Raw genomic sequence first — 24,747 nt, forward strand, 5'->3', positions numbered from 1 at the left:
GAGGAACGTACATGTCAGAAATTTTCAAGTCCGGGTTCGCGGCTATAGTCGGGCGGCCGAACGTCGGAAAGTCAACATTCATGAACCGGGTGATCGGAGAGAAGATCGCTATCATGAGTGACAAAGCCCAAACGACGAGAAACAAAATCCAGGGGGTGTACACCGATGAAGAGAGCCAGATCGTCTTCATCGACACCCCGGGAATCCATAAGCCGAAGCACAAGCTCGGCAATTACATGGTGCATGCTGCGGAACAATCGTTCAATGAAGTGGATATCGTTCTGTTCATGATCGATGCAGAGCAAGGATACGGCAGAGGCGATCAATTCATCATCGATCGCCTGAAGCAGACGGATCAGCCGGTTTACCTGATCATCAATAAGATCGACCGTGTGCATCCGGATGACCTGATGACGCTTATAGAACAGTACAAGGAATTAATGGAATTCGCTGAGATCATTCCTATTTCCGCCCTCGAAGGGAATAACGTTACTCACCTTCTAGACGTCATCAAAGGACAACTCGAAGAAGGTCCGCAATACTATCCGGACGACCATATTACGGATCACCCTGAGCGGTTTGTCATCAGTGAATTCATCCGGGAGAAAGTGCTTCATTTGACTCGCGAAGAGATACCACATTCGATTGCTGTTGTGATCGAAGGTATGGAAGAGCAGGAGGATGGATCGATTCATGTGCAGGCTGCGATTATTGTCGAAAGGAAGTCTCAAAAAGGGATCATCATCGGCAAACAAGGGAGTATGCTGAAGGAAGTCGGCACTAGAGCCAGGAAGGATATCGAGTCGCTCTTAGGCAGCAAAGTATACTTGGAGCTATGGGTAAAAGTGCAGAAAGACTGGCGGAACCGTGCCATCGATTTGAATGACTTCGGTTATCGGGACGATGAGTATTAGATGGAAAATATTATTACTCATGAAACATCGATTTAAACAAACGCTAAGTATGTAAGCTCGTACTAATCAACTGAAGAAAAGGAGGCGGTTTTCTGTGCAGGACATCTCTTGGAATGTGTTTAGGCATACAGGAAACATTGAGACCTACTTATTGATGAAAGAGCTTGAAGAATCGACAGATGAAGAAGACCAGTAGGAAAAAAAGCAGGTGGCTGTTTTGTTAGAAAAGGTAGAGGGAGTTGTCATAAGAACAAGTGATTACGGGGAAACACACAAGATCATTACGCTTTGGACGAGGGAAAAAGGGAAAATCAGCGTTATTGCCCGCGGAGCGAAGAAACCTAAGAGCAGAATGAGCTCTGTTACTCAGCCTTTCATTTACGGTAATTATCTGATTTATATAGGCAAAGGAATGGGGTCGATGTCTCAAGGAGAAGTCATCGATTCTTTTCGTTCGGTTCGGGAAGATATCGTAAAAGCCGGCTACAGCTCTTTTGCGTGTGAACTTGCTGATAAGCTCCTCGAGGAAAGAGAACCGGATCCCTTTTTATTTGAACAATTACTTACAACGATCACTTATATCGATGAAGGTCGTGACCCCGATATTGTCACTATGATCTTCGAGTTGAAGATTTATCGGAAAGCCGGATTTGCCCCCGTATTGTCCCGGTGCATCAACTGCGGCAGAGAAGAAGGCCCTTTCGCTTTTTCCGTGAGAGAAGGCGGCTATCTATGTGGGCGTTGCAAATATCTGGATTCTTCCGCTTACCCTCTTTCAGAAAGGTTTGGTAAATTATTGCCACTCCTTGCAGAAATGGATGTGAAACGGCTGGGGAACGTCTCTATGAAGAAAGAGAACAAAGAAAAGTTACGCCAGCTGCTGGATCAGTATTATGAGCAATACGGTGGATATTTCTTGAAATCGCGTAAGTTTTTGAAGCAATTGGACCGGTTTTATTGACAAAGGAAACGGTCATTAGGTATGCTTTCATATATCAATATACGTTGCGTGGAAGGAAAGTAGTACCCGGATGAATAGAAATCCCAAGCGAGTCTGTGTTGGTGTGAGACAGATGGTTTCTCCCGGGGAAGGCACTCCTGAGCAATTCCAGGAAAGTGGTCAATGCTGAATGGTATTGGCAAGTAGGGTGGAACCGCGGAAATCCCGTCCCTATGTCATTGCGACATAGGGACGGGATTTTTTTGCTTATTGCGTCCTTTACTACGAGATAACAGGAGGGAAATCGTATGGATATACAAACGATGATTTTAACACTTCAGAAACATTGGTCGGATCAGGGCTGTATCCTCATGCAGGCATATGATACAGAAAAAGGAGCGGGGACGATGTCTCCGATGACGCTGCTCAGAAGTCTCGGACCGGAGCCCTGGAATGTGGCTTATGTAGAACCTTCACGCAGACCGGCTGACGGAAGATACGGAGAAAACCCGAACAGACTCTATCAGCACCATCAATTCCAGGTCATCATGAAGCCTTCTCCGGATAATATCCAGGAAATTTATTTAGAATCGCTGAAAGCTTTGGGGATCGATCCGAAACAGCACGATATCCGTTTTGTCGAAGACAATTGGGAGAACCCGACCCTCGGAGCTGCTGGTCTTGGATGGGAAGTGTGGCTGGACGGAATGGAAATCACCCAATTTACATACTTCCAGCAAATCGGAGGTCTGGAGGCGAAGCCTGTTTCTGCTGAGATCACGTATGGTATTGAACGTCTGGCTTCTTATATCCAGGATAAAGAAAACGTGTTCGACCTGGAATGGACGAATGGGGTGACTGTCGGAGATATCTTCTCTCAACCTGAGTATGAACATTCGGTCTATACGTTCGAAGAATCCGATGAACAGATGCTTTTTGATTTGTTCACCACTTATGAAAAAGAAGCTGAGAAACTGATGGAGAAAGACCTTGTCTTCCCGGCATACGATTATGTTCTTAAGTGTTCTCACACGTTCAATTTACTTGATGCAAAGGGTGTGATTTCTGTAACGGAACGTACCGGTTATATCGGAAGAGTGAGGAAACTCGCGAGAAAAATCGCCAAGACCTACGTAGAAAAACGGGAAGAGCTAGGTTTTCCTATGCTGGAAGAGGAGGAATCATCTCATGAATAAACAGGCACTTTTTGAAATCGGGCTGGAAGAACTGCCGGCTCGGTTCATTGATGACGCAGAAAAGCAGCTTGAAGAGAAAACGGCAGCGTGGCTTCAGAAGAACAGATTGCCGTCTGAGCAATTGACCGTGTTTTCTACCCCTCGACGACTTGCCGTATTGATTGATGGCTTACCGGAGAAGCAGCCGGATATAGAAGAAAAAGCGAAAGGTCCTGCGAAGCATATCGCCCTTACAGAAGATGGTGAATGGTCGAAAGCGGCAATCGGTTTCACCAAAGGTCAGGGAAAAAACGTCGATGATATATACTTTGAAGAGATCAAAGGGGTAGAGTATGTCCATGTCGATAAATATATAGAGGGCGTTTCCACTGAAGCGATTCTACAAGAATTCAAAGATGTGATTCTGTCGCTTACGTTTCCTAAAAACATGCGTTGGGGAAATCGATCCTTGAAGTATGTGAGACCTATCCGCTGGCTCGTGGCTCTGTTTGAAGAGGCAGTCATTCCGTTTGAAATCGAGGGAGTAGAAACGGGTGCTGGGACGAAAGGACATCGTTTCCTTGGAGAAGAAATCATCCTTAGTCATGCAGGGACGTATGAGTCAGCTCTTAAGGGCCAATATGTCATGGTAGACCGATCGAAACGTATGGAAGATATCAAGCAGCAGCTCGTGGACTTTCAGCAATCCAAAGGCTGGGACATTCACGAGGACGAAGAATTACTGATGGAAGTCACCGACCTTGTCGAGTACCCGACGGTGTTCAGCGGCTCGTTTGATGAATCTTTCCTCAAGGTGCCTGATGAAGCTTTGATTACCTCCATGAAAGAACATCAGAGGTATTTCCCTGTACATCAGGGCGATGCTCTCCTTCCTTACTTTGTCGGGGTGAGAAACGGAGACGATCAGCATCTCCGTAATGTAGCCAGAGGAAATGAAAAAGTATTGAGAGCGAGACTCTCAGACGCTCAGTTCTTCTACGAGGAAGATCAGAAGGTTTCCATCGAAGCGAGACTCGAGAAACTGCAGACTATTGTTTATCAGGAAGATCTCGGTACACTTGCGGACAAAGTGGCCAGGGTAGAGGATATCGCTTTGTTATTGAGTGATGAACTGTCCGTTTCTGCTGAGGAGAGAGAACATGTAGAAAGAGCGGCACACATCTCCAAATTCGACCTGGTGACCCAGATGGTCGATGAGTTTACGAATCTCCAGGGAATCATGGGAGAAAAGTATGCGAAAATCTTCGGAGAGAGTGATGCAGTAGCAGCTGCCATGCGTGAGCAATATATGCCTAAGCAGGCGGGCAGTGCTTCTCCTGAAACGAAAGTGGGCTCGATCTTAAGCGTTGCAGATAAACTGGACACAATCGTCGGCACCATCGCTATCGGGAACCTGCCATCTGGTTCTCAGGATCCCTATGGCCTCAGAAGACAAGCATTAGGAATCCTGCAAATCGTCGGAGAGCACGATTGGGAAATCGACGTGACGTCACTTCTCGACCTGGTGATCGATTACTATAAGCAGAAAGGTCTCGGAACCGTTTCAGAAGAACAACGGAGAGCGGATATTCACGACTTCTTCGATGCAAGAGCTGCTTATTTGTTGAGAAAAGAAGACGTAGAGAGTGATATTGTTGAAGCCGTACTCGTTTCCGGAGTGGGCCATTACCCTGTAACGAGACAAAAGGCTATCCTTTTATCCAAGAAACGTAACGACAGTGACTTTCGTGAGGTCCATGAATCCTTCGGCCGGGTACTAAACATGGCCGGGAAAGCCGAATCCTCCACCGTCGATTCTTCTCTTTTTGAAAAAGAGGAAGAGACCAGACTTCATGATGTGCACCTGGATATGGAAAAGGAATTCCGTAATTATCTGGCGACGGCACAGGTGGAAAAAGCGCTGGAAACACTTACCTTGTTAGCTGCGCCTATTCACGAATTCTTCGATAATATCATGGTAATGACAGAAGACAGTGAAGTGAGGGCGAATCGTTTAGCATTACTGAAAAGCATCGCTGATACCCTTTATGTTTTTGCTGACTTCCACGCGGTGCAGTGGAAGCAACACAACTGAGACCGCCCTTCATTTCCTTTCGGATGAAAATCATATATAATAATAAAGAATAGTATGTCATAGTTAGGGGTAAGGGTGGTGAAAGAATGGAACTGTCCAAACGACAAGAGTTTATCATTGAAATCGTTAAGGAACAGGGACCGATCACCGGTGAAAAGATAGCAGAGCAGCTCGATCTTACAAGAGCTACCCTGCGCCCGGATCTGGCAATTTTAACGATGGCCGGTTACCTTGATGCAAGACCGAGGGTCGGTTACTTCTTTACCGGAAAGACCGGCTCGGAATTACTCACCGAGAAACTGAAGAAATTCAAAGTGGGGGATTTTCAGTCTGTCCCCATAGTCGTTGATGAAAATGTATCTGCGTATGACGCGATTATAAATATGTTTTTAGAAGACGTAGGCACGATTTTTGTGACGGATCAGCATTCGAAGCTTGTTGGTCTGCTCTCCAGAAAGGATCTTCTTCGAGCAAGTATAGGAAATCAGGATCTATCATCGGTACCGGTCCACATCATTATGACCCGTATGCCGAATATCGCCTATTGTTCTGCTGATGATTTACTTCTCGATGCGGCACAGACTTTGATCGAACGTCAAATTGACGGATTGCCTGTTGTGGAAGAGAAAGAAGATGGCGTAGAGGTTGTAGGCAGACTTACGAAGACCAATATCGCCAAGGCTCTCGTTGAATTGGGACGGGATGAACATGTATAAGCAGATAAAGACGGGGAGGAGATAGCGTGGTTAAACCGTTCGTATATATTATGTCGGATTCTGTCGGGGAAACGGCTGAGTTGGTTGTGAAAGCGGCTTTGAGTCAATTCAATGATGGACCTTTCGACGTCCAGAGAATTCCGTACATCGAAGATACGGGAACGATTGAAGAAACCTTGTCACAAGCCAAGGAGAATGATGCTCTGATCGGCTTCACCTTAGTTTCTCCTGAATTGAGGAAATATTTGACGGATAGAGCCTCGGAGGAAGGTGTAGAATGTGTGGATATCATGGGGCCGATGATGGATTCGATGCAAAGGCATTTCAATACGACACCAAGGCTCGAAGCGGGGCTCGTGCATAAGTTGGATGAAGACTATTTCAAACGTGTCGAGGCTATTGAATTCGCCGTACGCTACGATGACGGTCGTGATCCGAGAGGAATCAAGAAAGCGGATATTGTTCTTATCGGTGTTTCGCGAACATCCAAAACCCCTCTTTCCCAGTATCTGGCACACAAAAGGTTGAAAGTGGCCAACGTGCCGATCGTACCTGAGGTCAAGCCGCCCAAAGAGCTTTTTGAAGTGGATAAACGGCGGTGTATCGGTTTGAAAATAACTCCTGAAAAATTGAATGACATCAGAAAAGAACGTCTGAAAGCCCTTGGTCTTGGAGATGAAGCCAGCTATGCGAATCTCGAAAGAATCAGGCAGGAGATTTCGTATTTTGAAAACATCGTCGACGAAATCGGATGTGAAGTAATCGACGTTTCTCATAAAGCGGTGGAAGAAACAGCGAATATGATCATCCAGACATTCAACAGCAAATAAGGAAGTCGCGCTCATAAAAGCGCGGCTTTTTCAGGGGGAGAAACAAAAGAATGGCGTTTTCCTCCTCAATCCTATACAATAGACTGTTGTGGAAACGTCCCTATTTATCAGAAAAATAAAACATTCGAAAGAAAGCAGGAATTCTTCAGAATCTGTAGAAATTAGAATTATGTCAAAAAATGCGACTACCATATGGGTCGATGCGGATAGCTGCCCAGTAAAAGAAGAAATCAAAAACATGACTGAAAGAAAACCTGTGAATGTCCGGTTCATCGCTAGTTATGATCACTACACTCCATTTCATGGAGAGGAATGGACATTTGTTGAAAAGGGACAGGATGCCGTCGATCTCTATATCCTGAATCGCGCATCAGAAGCTGATATAGCTATCACTCAGGACTTATCTCTTGCCTCTTTACTTTTGGAGAGAGGGGTTTATGTTCTGACACCGAGAGGTAAACTGATTAAAAGCTATGAAATAGAGTCGATCATGCATTCGAAGTATATAAGAATGAAAGAGAAAAGGCAGGGAAAGTACGGGAAAGGACCTTCTGCACTCACGAAAGAAGACCGGCAACTTTTCAAAAAGGAATTCTCGTCTCTGCTGGAAGAATCTATTTCTTAAAACAATTCAAAAGAGTGCTGGTGATGGATATGCCGGGACACATTCCGGAAGAAATCGTTGAAGAAGTCCGAAAACAATCGGACATCGTAGACGTAGTTGGTGAACACGTAGAATTGAAGAAACAGGGGAGGAACTATTTCGGTTTATGTCCATTCCACGGGGAGAGTACACCGTCTTTTTCCGTTTCACCGGAGAAGCAGATTTTCCATTGTTTCGGCTGTGGCAAAGGCGGGAATGTATTCACTTTTCTTATGGAGAAAGAAAGCTGGACATTTATTCAGGCTGTCGAAGCACTAGCTTCTAAAAATAATATCTCTCTTCCCGAAAACAATCAGTCCAGTGAGGCTGGTAATGATGACGGAACCCAACGCATGCTGGAAGCGCACCAGTGGTTATCGAAGCTTTACCATCACTTGCTGGTGAATACAGCCGAAGGTAAAGAAGCCCTTCATTATTTGACGGAAAGAGGGTTTACAAGAGAAGCGATCGACACCTTTCAATTGGGATATGCCCCTGACAGGCCGGGGGTGGTAGCTACCTTCCTTGAAAAGAAGGGGTATCACCCTCAGGAAATGGTGAAGGCAGGGTTGTTGTCGAGTACGGAGAACGGAGAATATCTCGATCGTTTCAGGGGTCGGATCATTTTTCCGCTTCGGAACCACTTAGGCAAAACAGTGGCTTTTGCCGGACGTTCTTTAGGAGATGGGCAGCCGAAATATTTAAATAGTCCCGAAACTTCCGTTTTCCACAAAGGAAAACTGTTGTATAATTTTGATTTGGCCCGTGGTTATATTCGAAAGCAGAATACGATTGTATTGCTTGAAGGGTATGCTGATGTAATCTCAGCATACGAAGGCGGAATCAAAGGCTCCATTGCCACAATGGGAACGTCAGTGACACCTGCGCAGGCTCAGCTGATGAACCGTTACGCAGAGAAGGTTATCATTTGCTATGACGGGGATGAGCCTGGCATCGAAGCGTCTGTGAAAACAGCGAAAGAGCTTCAGAAAGCAGGCATTCAAGTATATATCGCGAGGGTTCCTAACCGACAGGACCCGGATGAGTTCATAAAAGCTGAAGGTGGCGACAGGTTCAAAAAAGAGGTTCTCGACACCAGTGAACCTTTTGTAGGCTACCTGATGAGGTATTACAGAAGCCGATACAATCTTCAATCAGAAGGAGATCGCTTCGACTATATCGAAACAGTAATACGTGAGGTCGCTAAGTTAGACAGGGCTGTCGAGAGGGAATACTATTTACAGGAAATCGCAAATGAGTTTTCCTTGTCTCTCGAGACTCTGAAGGAAGAGATGGCTAAATGGCGCCCGAAGCAGAAAGACTTGGGGGATAATCAGTCTCAGCAGCGATATACTAAGAGGAGTGAATCACAGACTTCTCCAAACAAACCACTTCCTGCTTTTCATAATGCTGAGCGGAAACTGATCGCTTATATGATGAGAGAGCCATATATAGCAGACATCGTAAAAGAGAACATCTCCGCTTCTTTCAACATTGAAACTCATCAGATCATAGCTACGCATCTTTATGCTTATTATGAAGAGAACGAAACGATGGACATAAGTGAGTTCATCGAAACGTTTGAAGAGAATAGGCTTAAAGATCTGGTCGCAGATATTGCAGCTATTTCGCTGACACCGGAGGTTCCTGAGAAAGAGATCGAAGACTATATATACCAGGTGCAGACGGAGCAGTGGAAGAAGCAGAATGTGAATGAACTGAGGAAAGAAATGAAAGAAGTAGAGAAACAGGACCCTATTCGCGCAGCTGAACTAGCTATGCAGCTGTTGAAGAACAATCAGGAATGGAAAAGCAGAAACTAAATTGCAGATAAGTTGGAAGGAGGGGAACTTATGGCTGAAAACAATCAAAAGCCAGCACGTACGAAAGAAAATGAAAACGAACTGACACTGGACCAGGCGAAAGAACAAGTGTTGGAAATCGGAAAAAAACGTGGAGTTCTCGCATACGAAGAGGTAGCGGAAAAACTATCCAATTTTGAGCTCGATTCGGATCAAATGGATGAATTTTATGAAAAACTGAATGAACAGGGAGTCGAGGTCATCGGTGATTCCGAACGGGATCCGAGCATGCAGCAGTTGAATAAGGAAGAAGAATTCGACCTCAATGATTTGAGTGTACCGCCCGGAGTGAAAATCAATGACCCGGTCCGTATGTATCTGAAGGAAATCGGAAGAGTGAACCTTCTATCCGCTGATGATGAAATCAGCCTGGCTCATCGCATCGAAGAAGGGGATGAGTTTGCGAAAAGAGAGCTTGCAGAAGCGAATTTACGACTGGTTGTCAGCATTGCCAAGCGTTATGTAGGAAGAGGGATGCTATTTCTCGACCTTATTCAGGAAGGGAACATGGGTCTGATCAAAGCGGTTGAGAAATTTGATTACCGGAAAGGGTTCAAATTCAGTACGTACGCCACGTGGTGGATTCGCCAGGCGATTACGAGAGCTATTGCCGACCAGGCCAGAACGATCCGTATTCCTGTACACATGGTGGAAACCATCAACAAACTGATCCGTGTCCAGCGTCAACTTCTTCAGGATTTCGGCAGAGAGCCGACACCGGAAGAGATTGCGGAAGAAATGGAGCTTACTCCGGATAAAGTACGGGAAATTCTGAAGATTGCCCAGGAACCTGTTTCTCTTGAGACACCGATCGGGGAAGAGGACGATTCTCATCTCGGTGATTTCATCGAAGACCAGGAGGCCACTTCTCCTTCCGACCACGCCGCTTATGAATTATTGAAGGAACAGCTCGAAGACGTACTCGATACGCTCACAGATCGCGAGGAGAACGTATTACGACTGAGATTCGGGCTGGATGATGGTAGGACCCGTACACTGGAAGAAGTAGGGAAAGTTTTCGGAGTAACACGTGAAAGAATTCGTCAGATCGAAGCGAAAGCACTCCGTAAATTAAGACATCCGAGCCGCAGCAAGCGTCTCAAGGACTTCATGGAATAAAAGAGAATTTATGGTGCGGAGCGGTCGCAGTATGCCGCTTCGCATCCCATTAATCTCTTGGAGGTAGGCGCTGATGGCACAGGATCGTAAACAGATTATTGTAAAGGAAATAAATTATTGGAAAAAGAGCAAATTGTTGCCGGAAAAGTACTGTGATTTTCTTCTCGCTTTGTATACAGAAGGAGAAGAAAAAAATTCGACGTTTTCGGTGTTCAAAGGAAGAGCTGGGATTCTCGCTTATTATGTACTTAATTTCCTGATGCTTCCTTTATCTTTTGTCGTTATTTATTTTACTGAAAACGATATCATTTTGCAAACGGTGCTTTTGTCGGTATTTGTCCTGTTGTCATGTCTTCAGTTCTGGTGGATTTATAAGCAGGATGGATGGATCCATATCCCGTTAAGCGTAAGCCTGCTTCTGATCTTACTGCTCAGCATGACGGTCGGCTCTTACTATTTTGCTAACCTATATGTATTCATGATTTCTTTTGTAAACGCCTTAGCCTGGTACATGATAGGTCTGCGTTTAAAGATATTGTACTTAAGAATAATAAGTGTCGTTCTTATAGTTGGGATAATCCTTTATATGCTTTTTTAAATTTTAAGGGCATGCTCTTTTCTTAATGAATGTTTTGAAGTAAAATAAACATAGTTTGTCATTATATAATTGAGGAAGATATGTACATAAGGAGGAAGTCTTACATGAAAAGAAAGCCATTGATTCCGTTCGCTTTGATTGCTATTATCGGGATTTTGACGATGATTGTCATCAGTAGTGTAGGGATGAACCAGGAACAAGCAATCGAGAGTCAGGAAGAAGGCGGTGGGGAAGAACAGACTGCCAGTGCGAATCCTGAAGAAATGTATCAGAATTCTTGTGCCAGCTGCCACGGTGGCGATTTGGGCGGAGGAGTCGGTCCTAACCTGCAAGGGGTAGGGGATCGTCTGTCCGTAGATGAAATCGTGAGTACCATTGAAAATGGTCAGGGGCAGATGCCTGCTGGATTGTACACCGGTGAAGAAGCACAAAAAGTAGCTGAATGGTTGGTAGAACAATAAATAAGTGATAAGAAAGGCTTTCTGGTTTCCAGAGAGCTTTTCTTTTTGAGGAGGATCGATTTTGGAGTTATCTGAACGACTATCATTACTATCAAAGTTTCTGCCGGAAGATGCTCAGTTTGCAGATATCGGCTCGGATCATGCCTATCTGCCAGTGAGCTTTTGTCAAAAGCATCCCGAGGCAAGAGCGATTGCGGGAGAAGTGAATGAAGGCCCTTTGAGAAGCGCCCAGTCCGAAATTACCCGTCAGGAATTAGAGGACCGGGTCGAGGCCAGACTCGGAGACGGGCTTGAGGTACTGGAGAATGGGGAAGTAAATGCTGTTGTCATCGCCGGTATGGGCGGACCGTTGATCGCTTCTATCCTTGACAAAGGAAAGGATAAACTTGAGGGCGTACAACGGTTGCTGCTGCAGCCGAACATCCATGCTGTGGCTGTGAGAAGATGGCTCGAGGAACATGGCTTTTGTCTTGTACATGAAGAGATCCTTGAAGAAAATGGGCATGTATATGAAATTCTTATCGCGGATCGTCACGCTGATGAGAGCCTGTATTCCGAAGAGAATAAAGAAGTGGAAATGTGGCTTGGACCTTTGTTGATGAAACAGAAAGCTGCACCGTTTATGAAAAAATGGGAAAGCCATTTGAATAACAGGGAAAGAATCCTGAAACAGCTCGAATTGTCCTCTCAGAATCAAGAGGAGAAAAAGAGAGAACTGACCCGGGAGATAGGGCAATTGAAGGAGGTACTATACAATGAATACCGTAAAGGCGAATGATGTGATCAAAGTGATGGAAGAGTGGGCCCCTGAGTCCTGGTCCTTTGACTGGGATAATGTCGGATTGCAAGTCGGTTCTAAAAATAAACAGGTTTCTAAAGTGATGGTAACGCTTGATGTGCTGGAGAACGTCGTAGATGAAGCGATTCAGAAAGACATAGACCTGATCGTAGCTCACCACCCGCTATTGTTTGTCAAGCCATCCGCTATCAATACGGACCAACCGAAAGGGCGCATATTGCAGAAGCTTCTTTCTCATGATATTACCGTATATGCCTCCCATACGAATCTCGATATTGCTGAAGGTGGAGTGAACGATGTGCTGAGTGAAGCGATTGGAGTTACAAAAACCAGGCCTTTCGTTTCGAACTTCCAGGAAAACGTTTATAAAGTAGCTGTTCATATACCCGTGGAGCATGCGGAACGATTAAGAAGCGCCATTTCAGATGCAGGCGCGGGTCACCTGGGGGATTACAGCCACTGCACGTTCCAAATCGCGGGTGAAGGGACATTCAAGCCGCTGGATGGTGCGGATCCTTACATCGGTAATACAGGGGAACTGGAGAAAGTGAAGGAACTGAAAGTGGAAACGATCGTGAAAGAGAAAGAATTGAGCGCTGTCATCGACGCCATCCATTCATCCCACCCTTATGAAGAGCCCGCTTATGATGTGTATCGGATAGAAATCAACGGGGAAGACCGGGGACTCGGACGAATCGGAGAACTGGCTGAGAAAGTGACACTCGATGAGTTAGTGGAAGAAGTGAAAAGAGCTTATGATGTTCCTGCTGTGCGGGTTACAGGCGCGCGGGACAAAAAGGTGAAAACCGTCGCGGTTGTCGGGGGCAGTGGAGAAGATTTCTTCAAGGCGGCCAAGGCGAAAGGGGCGGATGTGCTTATCACCGGAGACGTCACATTTCATAAAGCGCAGGACGCCCTTGAAATGGGACTTGCAATCATCGACCCCGGTCATCACGTAGAGAAATTGATCTGTTCTACAATGAAAGAAAAGATTGAAGAAGAACACGATATTGAGGTACTCCTATCAGAATCCGACACCGAACCTTTCCGTTTTCAATGATAGAGGAGAAAGTCTGCTGAGAATCACTCGGCAGACTTTTTTTGATGATAAAAAAGCTCCCCTATGCCGAGGCATAAAGAGGAGCAGTTCGTTCTATTTCTGTTTGGACGCTTTCGGTTTTCTTTGCTTCCGACTAACCGGTGGCAGAATCTTCTTCTGTTCCACTTTGGATTCCCGGATCCATGTGTCTTCATCTTCCGGATCGAAATTCTCGATGAAGCGGATCACTTCTTTGGTGATCGGCGTAGGAGTGGAAGCACCTGCGGTTACTGCGACTGTTTCTACACCTTCTAGCCAGTCCAGGTCGATATCCGTTACATCCTTGATGCGGTAAGCTTGGGTCCCGGCTTTTTCTATAGATACCTGTGCTAAACGGTTGGAGTTGTTACTGCGAGGGTCTCCAACGACGAGTGTCAAATCAGCTTTACCTGCCTGTTCGGACACAGCTTCCTGACGCACCTGGGTCGCCATACAGATTTCCTGATGTTTCTCGAGGTGAGGATACTTTTCCTTCACCGCTTCCATCACATCATAGACGTCCCACTGACTCATAGTCGTCTGGTTGGTGATCATCAGTTTATCACTATTCACATTAAGGTCCTGTACTTCATCTTCTGTCTGGATAAGATGAACCTTGCCGGGTGCCACTCCAAGTGCGCCTTCCGGTTCAGGGTGTCCTTTTTTACCTACATAGATGATCTCGTATCCTTCTGCCACCTTGTCCCTGATAAGGTTGTGGGTGTTCGTCACATCCGGGCATGTAGCATCGAGGGTCATCAGTCCTTTTTCTTTGGCACGGTCTTTCACTTCCGGGGATACGCCGTGTGCCGTGAATACAACTGTACCTTCATTGATGCTCTCGAGGATTTCAAGACGGTTCTCTCCGTCCAGAGTGATTATTCCTTCTTCTTCAAAAGCTTCTGTTACGTGGGAGTTGTGAACAATCATTCCCAGTATATATATCGGACGCGGGAGATTCGGGTCTTTTGCTGCGTTCTGTGCAATGACCATCGCGTCTACAACGCCATAACAATAGCCACGAGGGGCGATTTTGATAACTTCCATGTACGTTTGTCCTCCTCCGTCTTCGAACTCATCCTCTATTATAAATGCTATCGGAGCTGATGTAAAAATTATTAGTGTGCATTCTTACTCATGCTCTATTATAATAGGGAAAGGATATTTACTAAAGGAGTTTGATTATGACCAGACATTCGTTCAATCAATACGATATAAATGAAAATGTTTCTGATATTATTGAAGGCTTACAATTCAGAGAGCCTACCGAAATCCAGCACAAAGTATTACCTCCCTTCCTGAGAGGAGAAAGTGTCGTTGCCAAGTCCCACACCGGGTCCGGCAAGACTCATGCGTATCTGCTTCCGATATTCAAGCATTTGACGAAAGAGAAGAAGGTACAGGCAGTCATCACCGCGCCGACGAGAGAACTGGCCATGCAGATCCATGAAGAAGTGAAGAAATCCTTGAGCCATTCCCGATTCGGAGAAGAAGTGAATGCCAAGCTCGTTGTCGGCGGCAGCGACAAGCAACGGATGATGGAACAGTTGAAGAAAAATCAACCACAGATCGTAGTGGGTACCCCGGGAAGAATTTTGGATATGACGGAAGAAGGAGCCCTCGACCTGTTTGAAGCGAAAACGTTCATCCTTGATGAAGCCGACTTGATGGTGGACCTGGGCTTCATTGATGTAGTTGATCAGATCCTTATAAGAATGAAAGAGGATCTCCAGGTAGGTGTCTTCTCGGCTACTATCCCTGAGCGGTTGCAACCGTTTCTGAAAAAATATTTGCAGTCTCCCGCTTTCATAGAAATGGACACAGAACAGTTGGCTCCAGAATCCATGGAACATAGATTGGTGGAGCTGAAGCATAAAAACCCTGCGGATGTCATCATCGACATTTCAAAAGCGATTCAGCCATACCTTGCCATCATTTTCACCAATGGAAAAGATGAAGCGGATAAGCTAGCTGCGGAACTCACGGCGAGGGGCATGGAGCCGGGTCTGATACACGGAGGATTAAGTCCAAGAGAAAGGAAAAGGGTTCTCAAAGACCTGAAGGATCTTCGATTCCAGTACATCGTCGCTACTGACCTTGCCGCACGTGGCATCGATATCCAGGGAGTCAGTCATGTCATCAACGCCCAAATGCCGAAAGAGTCTGAATTTTACCTTCACCGTGTAGGTCGTACGGCTAGAGCAGGGATGGAGGGTACCGCTATCAACCTCTACAAAGAAGAGGATCTCCCTTTGATCGAAAAACTTCGGAACAAAGGACTCACCTTCACTTTTTATGAAGTGAAAAACGGGGAGTGGAAAGAAGCGAAAGATTACGACCGTCGCAAGAACAGGGAAAAGCAAGAGAACGAAATGGAGAAAAAGGCGAAACAAATGGTCCGTAAGCCGAAAAAGGTGAAACCCGGCTATAAGAGAAAGATGAAATACAAAGCGGATAAAAATTATAAGAAGATGAAACGGGAAAGTTACCGTAAAGGCAAAAAATAGTGGAGGGTTTTCAGCATATGCTCAAATTAGGTTCACATGTCTCCATGAAGGGGAAGAAAATGCTCGAAGGAGCAAGCGAGGAATCCGTTTCTTACGGAGCAAATACATTCATGATTTATACCGGCGCTCCTCAAAACACGAGAAGGAAGCCGATTGAAGAACTTAATATTGAAAATGGTAAGGCTCATATGGCGGAGAATGGGATCGAAGAGTTCGTCGTCCATGCCCCTTATATCATTAATGTAGGAAATACAACAAAGCCTGAGACATTTGAACTCGGTGTCGACTTTCTTCGGAGCGAAATTGCACGTACAGAAGCGCTCGGCGCAAAACAGATTGTTCTTCACCCCGGTTCTCACGTCGGTCAGGGAGCGGACGTAGGCATAACCAAGATCATCGAAGGGCTGAATGAAGTATTATACAAAGAACAGCTTGTACAGATCGCACTTGAAACGATGGCCGGGAAAGGATCTGAAATCGGTCGAAGTTTTGAAGAGATTGCTGCTATCATGGACGGTGTGGAGCATGACGAACATCTTTCTGTTTGTCTTGATACGTGTCACGTCCATGATGCCGGATATGATATCGTAAATGATTTTGACGGGGTTCTTGAAGAATTCGATAGAATCATCGGACTTGATCGGTTGAAAGTCATCCACGTCAATGACAGTAAAAATGAAAGAGGGGCTTCCAAGGACCGCCATGAGAATATAGGGTTCGGTCATATAGGATTTGAAGCTCTTCACTATGTCGTCCATCATCCGAAGCTTGAAGATCTGCCGAAGATTCTGGAGACACCTTATGTCGGAGAGGATAAAAAGAATAAAAAACCTCCTTATCGATTCGAAATCGATATGTTGAAGAATGGCACATTCGACGAAACATTAAAAGAGAAAATAATGAATCAATAAGACGAGAGCTTATCCAGTGGTGAATGTCGCTTGATTAAGAAGAAATTCCCGAACATACGTACTTTGTTCGGGAATTTTTGTGTTAACGAAAATATCTCTCAGCGACGTCTTTTATTTTTGCAACTTCAGCATCGGAGAAATATTTCTCTAAATACCTATACATTTTTTTTCGGTCATTTGTGTCAAAGATGTTTAAAGACTCACGCTTAAGGTAATGAATACATTGTTGCAATTTTTCCTCATCCAGATTTATTCCCATACGTTTGCATATATTTTTTACATAAGCTGGATCCGGCAGTGAACTCAGGGGGATTACCTCCTTTCTTTTGTTTTCTTTTTTATGATATGCATCCGTGAAGGGGAATGATATGAGTAAATGAATTGCAATTACATATACTATTCGTTAGCATGTACAAATAGGTCCACAGGAAATTGGGCCTAAAGTTGTGAGAATGAGAAGGAGATGAGTCATTTGATGCAGAAAAAACACATATGGCAAAGTGTCATAGCTGTTTTGGCAATTGCAGTAACGGTTGTAGCGGTAGATCAGTGGAATGCGCGCACTCATAATAAATTATCATCCGAAAACGAAGAGCTCCAAGCTGAAATCGACCAGTTACAGTCTGAGAATGAATACGTTACTACAAAATTGAACGAGGAGCCCGCTTTCAATGCGGATAACGTGAAAGAATGGAAAGAGATGGATAAGAAAGCGGAGAAGATCGTTGAAGAAAGTGAAGGAAAGTTCAAAAAATCCTGGGCTTTGTTCCTCGTTAAAGAATCGAAAGCGAAGGAAATCGATCCGTTTCTTGTATACGAACTCTTGAAAGTGGAGACGGGTAATACGTTCGACCCTGAACTCGTTGGTCCCGAGACGAAATATGGACATGCTTATGGAATGAGTCAGTTCATGACGAACACAGCTCCATGGATTGCAGATATGGCCAATCTGGAATATAAAAAAGAAAAATTGTTCGACCCTTACTATTCGATGAAGCTTTCGGTCACGTATCTTGATTTTCTTCATCAGGAGTACGAGGGCAATTGGGACAAGGCTTTGACTGCTTATCACCGCGGCATGGGTGGTCTTAATCAGTATATGGATAACAACGGTCACGCAAAAAGCTGGTATGCTGTCGAAATCCAGTCAAAAGCACAGAATCATACGACGGTAGCAGTCGCAAACTGAAAAACGATATCATTACAGAAGAAATCCCGGACAACCATGGTCCGGGATTTTTTGTATGCCCGGCGGGGCGCATAAAGAGAAGGAGTGGTCAGATAATAAAGAATAAGGAGGTGTGAATATGTCTGAGTATGACGAAAAGAAAGATCAGGTAGAGGTGCCTCCGGAACATGGGGATCGGGAAGAGAATACGTACGATACGGAGGCGGCTCAGGAAGCTGAAATTTATAATTCGAATACCGGCGACGAACCCGGGACGAACTACGAAGTGGATTCCAGAACGGGCATGGCCTGGCTCGGTCTGACGGCCGCTGTATTGTCCTACTTCCTTGCACCGTTTCTTCTTGCCGCGGGAGGATTGATCCTTGGGGTTATCGGGTTCAGAAGAGGGGGAGCCACAGTAGGAGCCATCGCTATCGGCTTATCTATCGCTTCTTTATTGTTCAGTATCTTTTTTCCGATGATGACAGGGATGTTCCGAATGATGTAGAATCCGTGATTAGTTATTGTCCAATAAAAAAGACTGTCGGAATCTTTTCCGACAGCCTTCTTTTCGCGGAAGAGTATCATCAATTGATGATTCCTTCTTCCCGTTGTTTTTCATAATGTTCTTCTGCAAGTTTGTCCACTTCTTTTTTGAGTTCATCCACCATAATTTCTTCTGGTACCTTACGGATGATTTCTCCGTGCCTGAATAAAAGGCCTTCTCCCCGTGCTCCGGCAATACCGATATCCGCTTCTCTCGCTTCACCGGGACCATTCACCGCGCAACCGAGGACGGCCACTTTGATCGGTGCCTTAATGGTCTGGATGTATTCCTCCACTTCATTGGCGATGCTGATCAGATCGATCTCGATACGTCCGCATGTCGGACAGGAGATGAGTGTCGCTGCGTTTGAAGCAAGACCGTAAGTCTTCAATAGTTCTCTTGCCACTTTGACTTCCTCTACAGGGTCCGCACTCAAACTGATCCGTACCGTACTTCCTATTCCTTTACTTAGAATAGCTCCGAGACCTGCTGCGCTTTTGACGGTGCCGGCGAATAACGTACCCGATTCAGTGATTCCCAGGTGAAGAGGGTAAGAAATCTGTTCCGCTGCTTTTTCATATGCATCGATGGCGAGTTTCACATCAGATGCTTTCAGGGAGACGATGATGTCATGAAAGTCGAGTTCTTCAAGAATCTGAATGTGATGAAGAGCACTCTCTACCATTCCCTGGGCAGTTGGATACCCGTATTTTTCGAGAATGTGTCTTTCAAGAGAACCGGCGTTGACACCGATACGGATAGGGACTCCGTTCGCCTTGGCGGCCTTAACTACTTCTTCCACTTTTTCGCGTTTCCCGATGTTACCCGGGTTGATACGGATTTTATCTGCTCCGCCTTCGATCGCTTTCAACGCTTTGCGGTAATCGAAGTGTATGTCAACGACGAGTGGTATATTGATTCTTTTTTTGATTTCAGGAATTGCATCCGCCGCACGGTCGTCCGGGCATGCTACGCGTACAATTTGGCAGCCCGCCTCTTCCAGGCGATGGATTTCGGCAACTGTCGCTTCCACATCATGTGTTTTCGTTGTCGTCATGGACTGGACGACGACCTGATCGGAACCTCCGATTGTCAGGTTCCCGACCTTAACCGGTCGCGTGTCTTTTCTATGCGTAATCGCCATTCAAATCGCTCCTTTTACGTTTAAAAGGTTTCTCGTCTCATTATAAAGGCTATTATCCTAAATGAGAAGTCTTCCTTTTCCTTTATACTGAACAGTAATATCATATCATGTTTCTAATTTTCTACAAAGTGAGAGAAATTAATGAAACCGAATTCCTTATCATTTCGTATATAAAAGTAAAGGTGAGGTGAGAGCGATGTTAGCATATGACTGGATAGCATTTTTCGTAACGTTTTTCGGTACCATGTTTTTGATAGGGGAGCTGCTTGTAAGAATGAAAGGAGTGTTCGCCTTATTAGGCGTAGGATTCATCACTGTTTATTTTTATTCTTACCTGGAGCCGGACATGTTTTTCCTTATGGGGGCTATGTATGTGCTCGGACTTACGCTTCTGATAGTTGACGGGAAATTCGTTAATGATGGAACGCTGGGGACGATAGGAGCTGTAATTATGGTTCTATCTGTAAGTCTTAGCGCTCCTTCCTGGGGAGCCGGATTGTACAGTGCCAGTGGAGTGGTTCTTGGAGGCTTTTCTTCTCTTGTGTTTTTGAAGGTATTTCCGAAACGCCAAGTTTGGGGGAAAGTGGCTCTCAAAGATCAACTTTCTTCAGAAATGGGCTATAATAGCATGAATGAAACGTATAAATCTCTAATAGGAAGAGAAGGGACAGCTGTGACGGATATGCGTCCTACAGGAACGATTCAAGTAGATGGGGAAGAGTACAGCGCTACGACTAATGGAAAGTGGCTTGAAAAAGGTGATGCAGTGAAAGTGGAACATGCAGATGGAACAAGAATACTCGTGAAGAAAATGGGAGCCTGAGGAAGGCTTCCATTTTGTTTTGTAAAGTTAATGTTAAGATTCGCGAATATCCTTTACAATCGATCCTTCCATCGTTAATAATGAATGAGGCAAAACAGAGATAAAATGAATTTGCACTATTTGGATGATGAAAGGGTGGAGAAATTGGATATCAGTTATCAGGACATTCTATTTCAATTTTTTGGTGGCCTGGGAATATTTCTATTCGGTCTTAAATACATGGCGGACGGACTTCAGCGTACGGCCGGGGATCGTCTGAGAGATGTTCTCGACAAATTTACGAAAAACCCGTTTATGGGCGTGGTTGCCGGTGCAATCGTAACCGGATTTCTGCAAAGTAGTTCGACGACGACCGTGCTGACGGTAGGTCTTGTAAACGCAGGATTCATGACGTTCAGACAGGCGATCGGCGTCATCATGGGTGCCAATATAGGTACAACTTTGACCGCCTTTATCATAGGTATCGATATCAAAGCATACGGACTTCCGATTCTTGCAGTCGGAGCGTTCCTGATTTTCTTTTTCAAAAATCACAAAGTCACGAATTGGGGACAGACCCTGTTCGGCTTCGGTGCTCTCTTCTTTGGTCTTGAGACCATGGGTAAAGGGGTAGAGCCGCTTGAAAATGTCCAGGCTTTCACAGAGCTTACTGTAAGTATGAGTAACAACCCGATTCTCGGTGTAGTAGTGGGCACATTGTTCACAGTCATTGTTCAAAGTTCCAGTGCCACGATCGGTATTCTGCAAAGCTTGATGGGAGAAGGACTCGTCTCGCTTGATGCAGCACTGCCTGTATTGTTCGGGGATAATATAGGAACGACAGTAACAGCTGCTCTGGCAGCGATCGGGGCAAGCATCGGTGCGAAGCGGGCTGCTTTCGCCCACGTGATTTTCAACGTCCTTGGTGCCGTGGTTTTCCTATTGTTGCTCGTACCATTTGAAGCTTATGTCCGTTGGATCAGTAGCAGTCTTGATCTCGGACCTGAGATGACGATAGCTTTTGCACATGGTTCCTTCAACATTGCAAACACGATTGTTCAATTTCCATTCATTGCAGTACTCGCGTGGATTGTAGTGAAACTCGTTCCTGGTGAAGATGAGGTCATCGAGTACAAACCTCAGCACCTTGATCCGATTTTCATCGAACAGTCCCCGTCGCTTGCGCTGGATCAGGCGAAGGCGGAAGTTATCCGAATGGGTGAATATGCTTATAAAGGTTTGAATGAAACAAATAAATATCTGACGAATAACCAGCGAAAGCACTCGGAGATGGCAATGCAAGTCGAAGAGGCGCTTAATAATCTGGATAGAAAGATCACCGATTATCTGGTCGACTTGTCCCAAGCTTCATTATCTGATGAAGACAGTCATAAACACGGGGCACTCATCGACTCCGTACGTGATTTTGAACGGATCGGCGACCACTTTGAAAACCTGATAGAACTGATCGATTATAAGAATACGCATAAAGTGAACCTTACAGAACAGGCTCACGATGATCTGAACGAAATGTTCGATCTTACCTTGCAGACGGTAAGCCAGGCGACAAGATCCCTCGAAACGATGGATGAGGAAGAGGCTCGGGCCGTAGTAAGGAAAGAGAACGAACTCGACCGCATGGAACGCACGTACCGCAAGAAGCACATCATCCGTCTGAACGAAGGCATCTGCTCAGGTCAGGCCGGTATCGTGTTCGTGGACATGCTCAGCAACCTTGAACGTATCGGGGACCATGCCGTCAACATCGCAGAAGAAGTTCTCGGAGAAAAAGAAAGCCTATAGAGATAAAAGAGAGGGGCTCCCCTCTCTTTTCTATATTATATGGAAAGTAATCATAAGGAATATAAAAAAATCCCTTGAGTCATTGACAATTAATCAATTAGCGTGCTATATTAAATAGCGTCGTTAAAATACTTCCTATGGCGGTGTAGCTCAGCTGGCTAGAGCGTACGGTTCATACCCGTGAGGTCGGGGGTTCGATTCCCTCCGCCGCCACTACATATTACTACGGCGGTTGTGGCGAAGTGGTTAACGCACCGGATTGTGGCTCCGGCATTCGTGGGTTCGATCCCCATCAACCGCCCCATACGGACCCTTAGCTCAGCTGGTTAGAGCTATCGGCTCATAACCGATCGGTCGCAGGTTCGAGTCCTGCAGGGTCCATTACTATACGGGGGAGTACCCAAGTCCGGCTGAAGGGAGCGGCCTCGAAAGCCGCCAGGCGTCCTTCCGGGCGCGCGGGGGTTCGAATCCCTCCTCCTCCGCCATCCCTTATAACGGCTCGGTAGCTCAGTCGGTAGAGCAACGGACTGAAAATCCGTGTGTCGGCGGTTCGATTCCGTCCCGAGCCACTTCTACAAAGAAAGTATCCACCAAACTCCAGAGAGTTTGGTGGATTTTTTGTTTAATTTAAAAACAGTTGTGGTAAGTACATAAATGTGCAGCAAGCACTGCATTCAAATCAGTTGCATCAATACTGACCGTTTGGTAAGTTAATAGTAAGGGTTCCATCCCTTACATATCACATTAAAGGAGGATTTTATTTATGGCTAAATTTGAACTTCCAGAACTACCATATGCTTATGACGCATTGGAGCCGACAATCGATAAGGAAACGATGAACATTCACCATACGAAGCACCACAACACGTATGTTACGAAATTGAACAACGCGCTTGAAGGTCACAGTGATCTTCAGGACAAGACGCTCGAGGAGCTTCTACAGAACAACCTTGAAGCAGTACCGGAGGATATCAAGACTCCTGTACGCAGAAACGGTGGCGGTCATGCCAACCACAGTCTTTTCTGGACGATCATGTCTCCAGACGGTGGTGGAGAACCTTCAGGAGAACTCGCTGACAAAATCAAGAGCACATTCGGAAGCTTTGACGATTTCAAAGAGAAATTCGAAACGACTGCAAAAGGACGTTTCGGTTCCGGGTGGGCATGGCTCGTCGTGAACAACGGCAACCTTGAAGTCATTGATACGCTTAACCAGGATTCACCGATCATGGAAGGCAAAACGCCTATCCTGGGTCTGGATGTTTGGGAGCACGCGTACTACCTGAACTATCAGAACCGTCGCCCTGATTACGTTGCAGCATTCTGGAACGTAGTCAACTGGGATGAAGTACAGAAGCGTTACGACGCTGCTAAGTAATCAACAGATAATCTCCTGTCGTTAAAGACAGGAGATTTTTTTGGAAAAATGATGACAAGTAAACGGAAGTGGCGGGGAATCCTGTCACTTTTTTTGATATTTACATAATGTTTACGTGTGCTTTATATGAACTTCATAGTTCCCCTCTATTATTACAAGTGTAGCAAGGAATTGCTGACGACAATCATTCAAGGGGGCATACTAATGAAGAAAGTATTTGGTTTCAGTTTAATTTTGGCAATGATTCTATTTCTGGCTGCTTGCGGGTCGTCCGGAGAAGGAGATGCAAGTTCTGACGAGGGAAATGGTTCAGATGGAAGTGAAGGAGAAGAAGCACTTTCAGGTTCCGTAACTATAGATGGCTCTTCTACTGTTTATCCGATTATGGAAGGCCTGACATACCGTTTCAACCAGGAACATCCTGAAGTAGAATTGTCTCTGAACAGTTCCGGTTCCGGTGGAGGGTTCAAGAAATCCACGGTCGGAGAAATCGACTTGAGTAATGCTTCCCGTCCGATTAAAGAAGAAGAAAAACAACGGGCGGAAGAAAATGATGTGAATCTTCATGAGATCGAGCTTGCGTATGATGGTCTCAGTGTCGTTGTAAGCCAACAGAATGACTTTGTCGAAGAGCTGACGACAGATCAATTGAAGCAGATTTTCCTTGAATCTTCCGATGTGGAGAAATGGTCTGACCTTAACGAAGAATGGCCGGAAGAAGACATCAAAATCTTCTCTCCAGGACATGATTCCGGTACATTCGACTATTGGAATGAAGTGATTCTGGAAGAAGAACCTATGAAAGAAGGAGAAAACACTACACTCTCCGAGAACGATAATACGCTTGTAACTGGTATCAAGAACGATCCTTATGCGATCGGATACTTCGGCTATGCTTACTATGCTGAAAACGAAGATAGCCTGAGAGCTTTGGCTGTAGAGAACCCGGACGGAGAAATGGTGGCACCAAGTGGTGAAACGATCCAGGATGGTTCTTATGCGCCACTATCAAGACCTCTTTTCACTTATGTAAATACCGCTAAAATGAAAGAGAATGAAGAAGTATTCGAATTCGTGAAGTTCGCTCTGAATAACGCAGGTCCAGCTGCTGAAGAAGTCGGCTATGTAGCACTTAACGAAGAAGAATACCAGAGTCAGTTGGAAGAAATCAAAGGGATGACAGAATAATATATATTCGAGCCGGGGATAAACTCCCCGGCTTGAAAGCTGATATGGATGAAAGGGGTGTTAGTAATG

Annotated in this window: 25 protein-coding genes and 5 tRNA genes; 27 read left to right on the forward strand and 3 right to left on the reverse strand. The window is 45.4% G+C overall.

What is annotated here, in order from left to right; translation table 11 throughout:
* The first annotated feature begins 11 nt into the window (after positions 1–11).
* The 14 genes from era to BLQ44_RS00735 all read left to right on the forward strand — a co-directional run bounded on the left by era (position 12) and on the right by BLQ44_RS00735 (position 13,212).
* Entirely contained in the window at positions 12–914 is a 903-nt protein-coding gene (era, locus tag BLQ44_RS00670; RefSeq protein ID WP_093190805.1) for a GTPase Era, read from the forward strand.
* 94 nt (positions 915–1,008) lie between these two features.
* Positions 1,009–1,110: a YqzL family protein gene (locus BLQ44_RS00675; protein WP_143004672.1), complete on the forward strand. Its 102-nt coding sequence runs from the start codon at positions 1,009–1,011 to the stop codon at positions 1,108–1,110.
* 21 nt (positions 1,111–1,131) lie between these two features.
* Complete coding sequence (gene recO, locus BLQ44_RS00680) at positions 1,132–1,875, forward strand: DNA repair protein RecO (RefSeq protein ID WP_093191989.1); 744 nt, start codon at positions 1,132–1,134, stop codon at positions 1,873–1,875.
* A 287-nt stretch (positions 1,876–2,162) separates the two neighbouring features.
* Positions 2,163–3,050, forward strand: coding sequence for a glycine--tRNA ligase subunit alpha (gene glyQ / locus BLQ44_RS00685; RefSeq protein WP_093190810.1), 888 nt, complete (start codon positions 2,163–2,165; stop codon positions 3,048–3,050).
* Positions 3,043–5,124, forward strand: a complete 2,082-nt coding sequence (gene glyS / locus BLQ44_RS00690; protein ID WP_093190813.1) for a glycine--tRNA ligase subunit beta — start codon at positions 3,043–3,045, stop codon at positions 5,122–5,124. The genes glyQ and glyS overlap by 8 nt, the downstream gene beginning before the upstream one ends.
* An 86-nt stretch (positions 5,125–5,210) precedes the next feature.
* Complete coding sequence (locus tag BLQ44_RS00695; protein WP_093190815.1) at positions 5,211–5,840, forward strand: helix-turn-helix transcriptional regulator; 630 nt, start codon at positions 5,211–5,213, stop codon at positions 5,838–5,840.
* Positions 5,841–5,866: 26 nt separating this feature from the next.
* Complete coding sequence (locus tag BLQ44_RS00700) at positions 5,867–6,670, forward strand: pyruvate, water dikinase regulatory protein (RefSeq protein ID WP_093190818.1); 804 nt, start codon at positions 5,867–5,869, stop codon at positions 6,668–6,670.
* Between the two features lie 238 nt (positions 6,671–6,908).
* Complete coding sequence (locus tag BLQ44_RS00705) at positions 6,909–7,295, forward strand: DUF188 domain-containing protein (RefSeq protein ID WP_245688068.1); 387 nt, start codon at positions 6,909–6,911, stop codon at positions 7,293–7,295.
* Positions 7,296–7,318: 23 nt separating this feature from the next.
* Positions 7,319–9,136, forward strand: coding sequence for a DNA primase (gene dnaG, locus BLQ44_RS00710; protein WP_322787509.1), 1,818 nt, complete (start codon positions 7,319–7,321; stop codon positions 9,134–9,136).
* A gap of 30 nt (positions 9,137–9,166) precedes the next feature.
* On the forward strand, positions 9,167–10,294 hold the full coding sequence (gene rpoD, locus BLQ44_RS00715) for an RNA polymerase sigma factor RpoD (protein WP_093190823.1): 1,128 nt from the start codon (positions 9,167–9,169) through the stop codon (positions 10,292–10,294).
* Positions 10,295–10,367: 73 nt separating this feature from the next.
* A complete protein-coding gene (locus tag BLQ44_RS00720; RefSeq protein WP_093190826.1) occupies positions 10,368–10,892 on the forward strand; it encodes a hypothetical protein in 525 nt (174 codons plus the stop codon).
* Positions 10,893–10,996: 104 nt separating this feature from the next.
* Positions 10,997–11,353: a cytochrome c550 gene (cccA, locus tag BLQ44_RS00725; RefSeq protein ID WP_093190828.1), complete on the forward strand. Its 357-nt coding sequence runs from the start codon at positions 10,997–10,999 to the stop codon at positions 11,351–11,353.
* Positions 11,354–11,414: 61 nt separating this feature from the next.
* Complete coding sequence (locus tag BLQ44_RS00730; protein ID WP_245688069.1) at positions 11,415–12,131, forward strand: tRNA (adenine(22)-N(1))-methyltransferase; 717 nt, start codon at positions 11,415–11,417, stop codon at positions 12,129–12,131.
* Entirely contained in the window at positions 12,109–13,212 is a 1,104-nt protein-coding gene (locus BLQ44_RS00735; RefSeq protein WP_093190834.1) for a Nif3-like dinuclear metal center hexameric protein, read from the forward strand. Before BLQ44_RS00730 ends, BLQ44_RS00735 begins: the two co-directional genes overlap by 23 nt.
* A 93-nt stretch (positions 13,213–13,305) precedes the next feature.
* Here the strand turns inward: BLQ44_RS00735 and BLQ44_RS00740 are convergent, their stop codons facing one another.
* Positions 13,306–14,277 (reverse strand): 4-hydroxy-3-methylbut-2-enyl diphosphate reductase, encoded by a 972-nt coding sequence (locus tag BLQ44_RS00740; protein WP_093190835.1) that lies wholly within the window; start codon positions 14,275–14,277, stop codon positions 13,306–13,308.
* A gap of 137 nt (positions 14,278–14,414) precedes the next feature.
* Here BLQ44_RS00740 and BLQ44_RS00745 point away from each other — a divergent pair, with 137 nt between their 5' ends.
* Entirely contained in the window at positions 14,415–15,737 is a 1,323-nt protein-coding gene (locus BLQ44_RS00745; RefSeq protein WP_093190838.1) for a DEAD/DEAH box helicase, read from the forward strand.
* Positions 15,738–15,754: 17 nt separating this feature from the next.
* On the forward strand, positions 15,755–16,648 hold the full coding sequence (locus BLQ44_RS00750; protein WP_093190839.1) for a deoxyribonuclease IV: 894 nt from the start codon (positions 15,755–15,757) through the stop codon (positions 16,646–16,648).
* A gap of 82 nt (positions 16,649–16,730) precedes the next feature.
* On the opposite strand, the gene BLQ44_RS16845 is transcribed toward BLQ44_RS00750, so the two are convergent.
* Positions 16,731–16,907: a DUF2624 family protein gene (locus BLQ44_RS16845; protein ID WP_093190842.1), complete on the reverse strand. Its 177-nt coding sequence runs from the start codon at positions 16,905–16,907 to the stop codon at positions 16,731–16,733.
* A gap of 216 nt (positions 16,908–17,123) precedes the next feature.
* Between BLQ44_RS16845 and BLQ44_RS00760 the strand changes: the two genes are divergently transcribed.
* Both BLQ44_RS00760 and BLQ44_RS00765 read left to right on the forward strand, forming a co-directional pair.
* Positions 17,124–17,837, forward strand: a complete 714-nt coding sequence (locus BLQ44_RS00760) for a transglycosylase SLT domain-containing protein (RefSeq protein WP_093190844.1) — start codon at positions 17,124–17,126, stop codon at positions 17,835–17,837.
* 118 nt (positions 17,838–17,955) lie between these two features.
* Positions 17,956–18,324 carry a hypothetical protein gene (locus BLQ44_RS00765; RefSeq protein ID WP_093190847.1) on the forward strand — a complete coding sequence of 123 codons (369 nt, stop codon included), beginning with the start codon at positions 17,956–17,958 and terminating at the stop codon, positions 18,322–18,324.
* 79 nt (positions 18,325–18,403) lie between these two features.
* Here BLQ44_RS00765 and ispG read toward each other — a convergent pair whose 3' ends face one another.
* Positions 18,404–19,507 carry a flavodoxin-dependent (E)-4-hydroxy-3-methylbut-2-enyl-diphosphate synthase gene (ispG, locus tag BLQ44_RS00770; protein WP_093190849.1) on the reverse strand — a complete coding sequence of 368 codons (1,104 nt, stop codon included), beginning with the start codon at positions 19,505–19,507 and terminating at the stop codon, positions 18,404–18,406.
* Between the two features lie 196 nt (positions 19,508–19,703).
* Here ispG and BLQ44_RS00775 point away from each other — a divergent pair, with 196 nt between their 5' ends.
* The 9 genes from BLQ44_RS00775 to BLQ44_RS00815 all read left to right on the forward strand — a co-directional run bounded on the left by BLQ44_RS00775 (position 19,704) and on the right by BLQ44_RS00815 (position 24,678).
* On the forward strand, positions 19,704–20,330 hold the full coding sequence (locus tag BLQ44_RS00775; protein ID WP_093190852.1) for an NfeD family protein: 627 nt from the start codon (positions 19,704–19,706) through the stop codon (positions 20,328–20,330).
* 144 nt (positions 20,331–20,474) lie between these two features.
* Complete coding sequence (locus BLQ44_RS00780; RefSeq protein ID WP_093191993.1) at positions 20,475–22,112, forward strand: Na/Pi cotransporter family protein; 1,638 nt, start codon at positions 20,475–20,477, stop codon at positions 22,110–22,112.
* 139 nt (positions 22,113–22,251) lie between these two features.
* A tRNA-Met gene (locus BLQ44_RS00785) sits at positions 22,252–22,325 on the forward strand.
* A 15-nt stretch (positions 22,326–22,340) separates the two neighbouring features.
* A tRNA-His gene (locus BLQ44_RS00790) sits at positions 22,341–22,416 on the forward strand.
* Positions 22,417–22,419: 3 nt separating this feature from the next.
* Positions 22,420–22,493 (forward strand) — tRNA-Ile (locus tag BLQ44_RS00795).
* Positions 22,494–22,502: 9 nt separating this feature from the next.
* Positions 22,503–22,597 (forward strand) — tRNA-Ser (locus tag BLQ44_RS00800).
* Positions 22,598–22,608: 11 nt separating this feature from the next.
* Positions 22,609–22,681, forward strand: a tRNA-Phe gene (locus BLQ44_RS00805).
* 194 nt (positions 22,682–22,875) lie between these two features.
* Complete coding sequence (locus BLQ44_RS00810; RefSeq protein ID WP_093190855.1) at positions 22,876–23,490, forward strand: superoxide dismutase; 615 nt, start codon at positions 22,876–22,878, stop codon at positions 23,488–23,490.
* Between the two features lie 204 nt (positions 23,491–23,694).
* Complete coding sequence (locus tag BLQ44_RS00815; protein ID WP_093190857.1) at positions 23,695–24,678, forward strand: PstS family phosphate ABC transporter substrate-binding protein; 984 nt, start codon at positions 23,695–23,697, stop codon at positions 24,676–24,678.
* The last annotated feature ends 69 nt before the right edge of the window (positions 24,679–24,747 follow it).

Source organism: Salimicrobium halophilum (assembly GCF_900100295.1).
In the GTDB taxonomy this organism is placed as follows: Bacteria; Bacillota; Bacilli; order Bacillales; family Halobacillaceae; genus Salimicrobium; species Salimicrobium halophilum.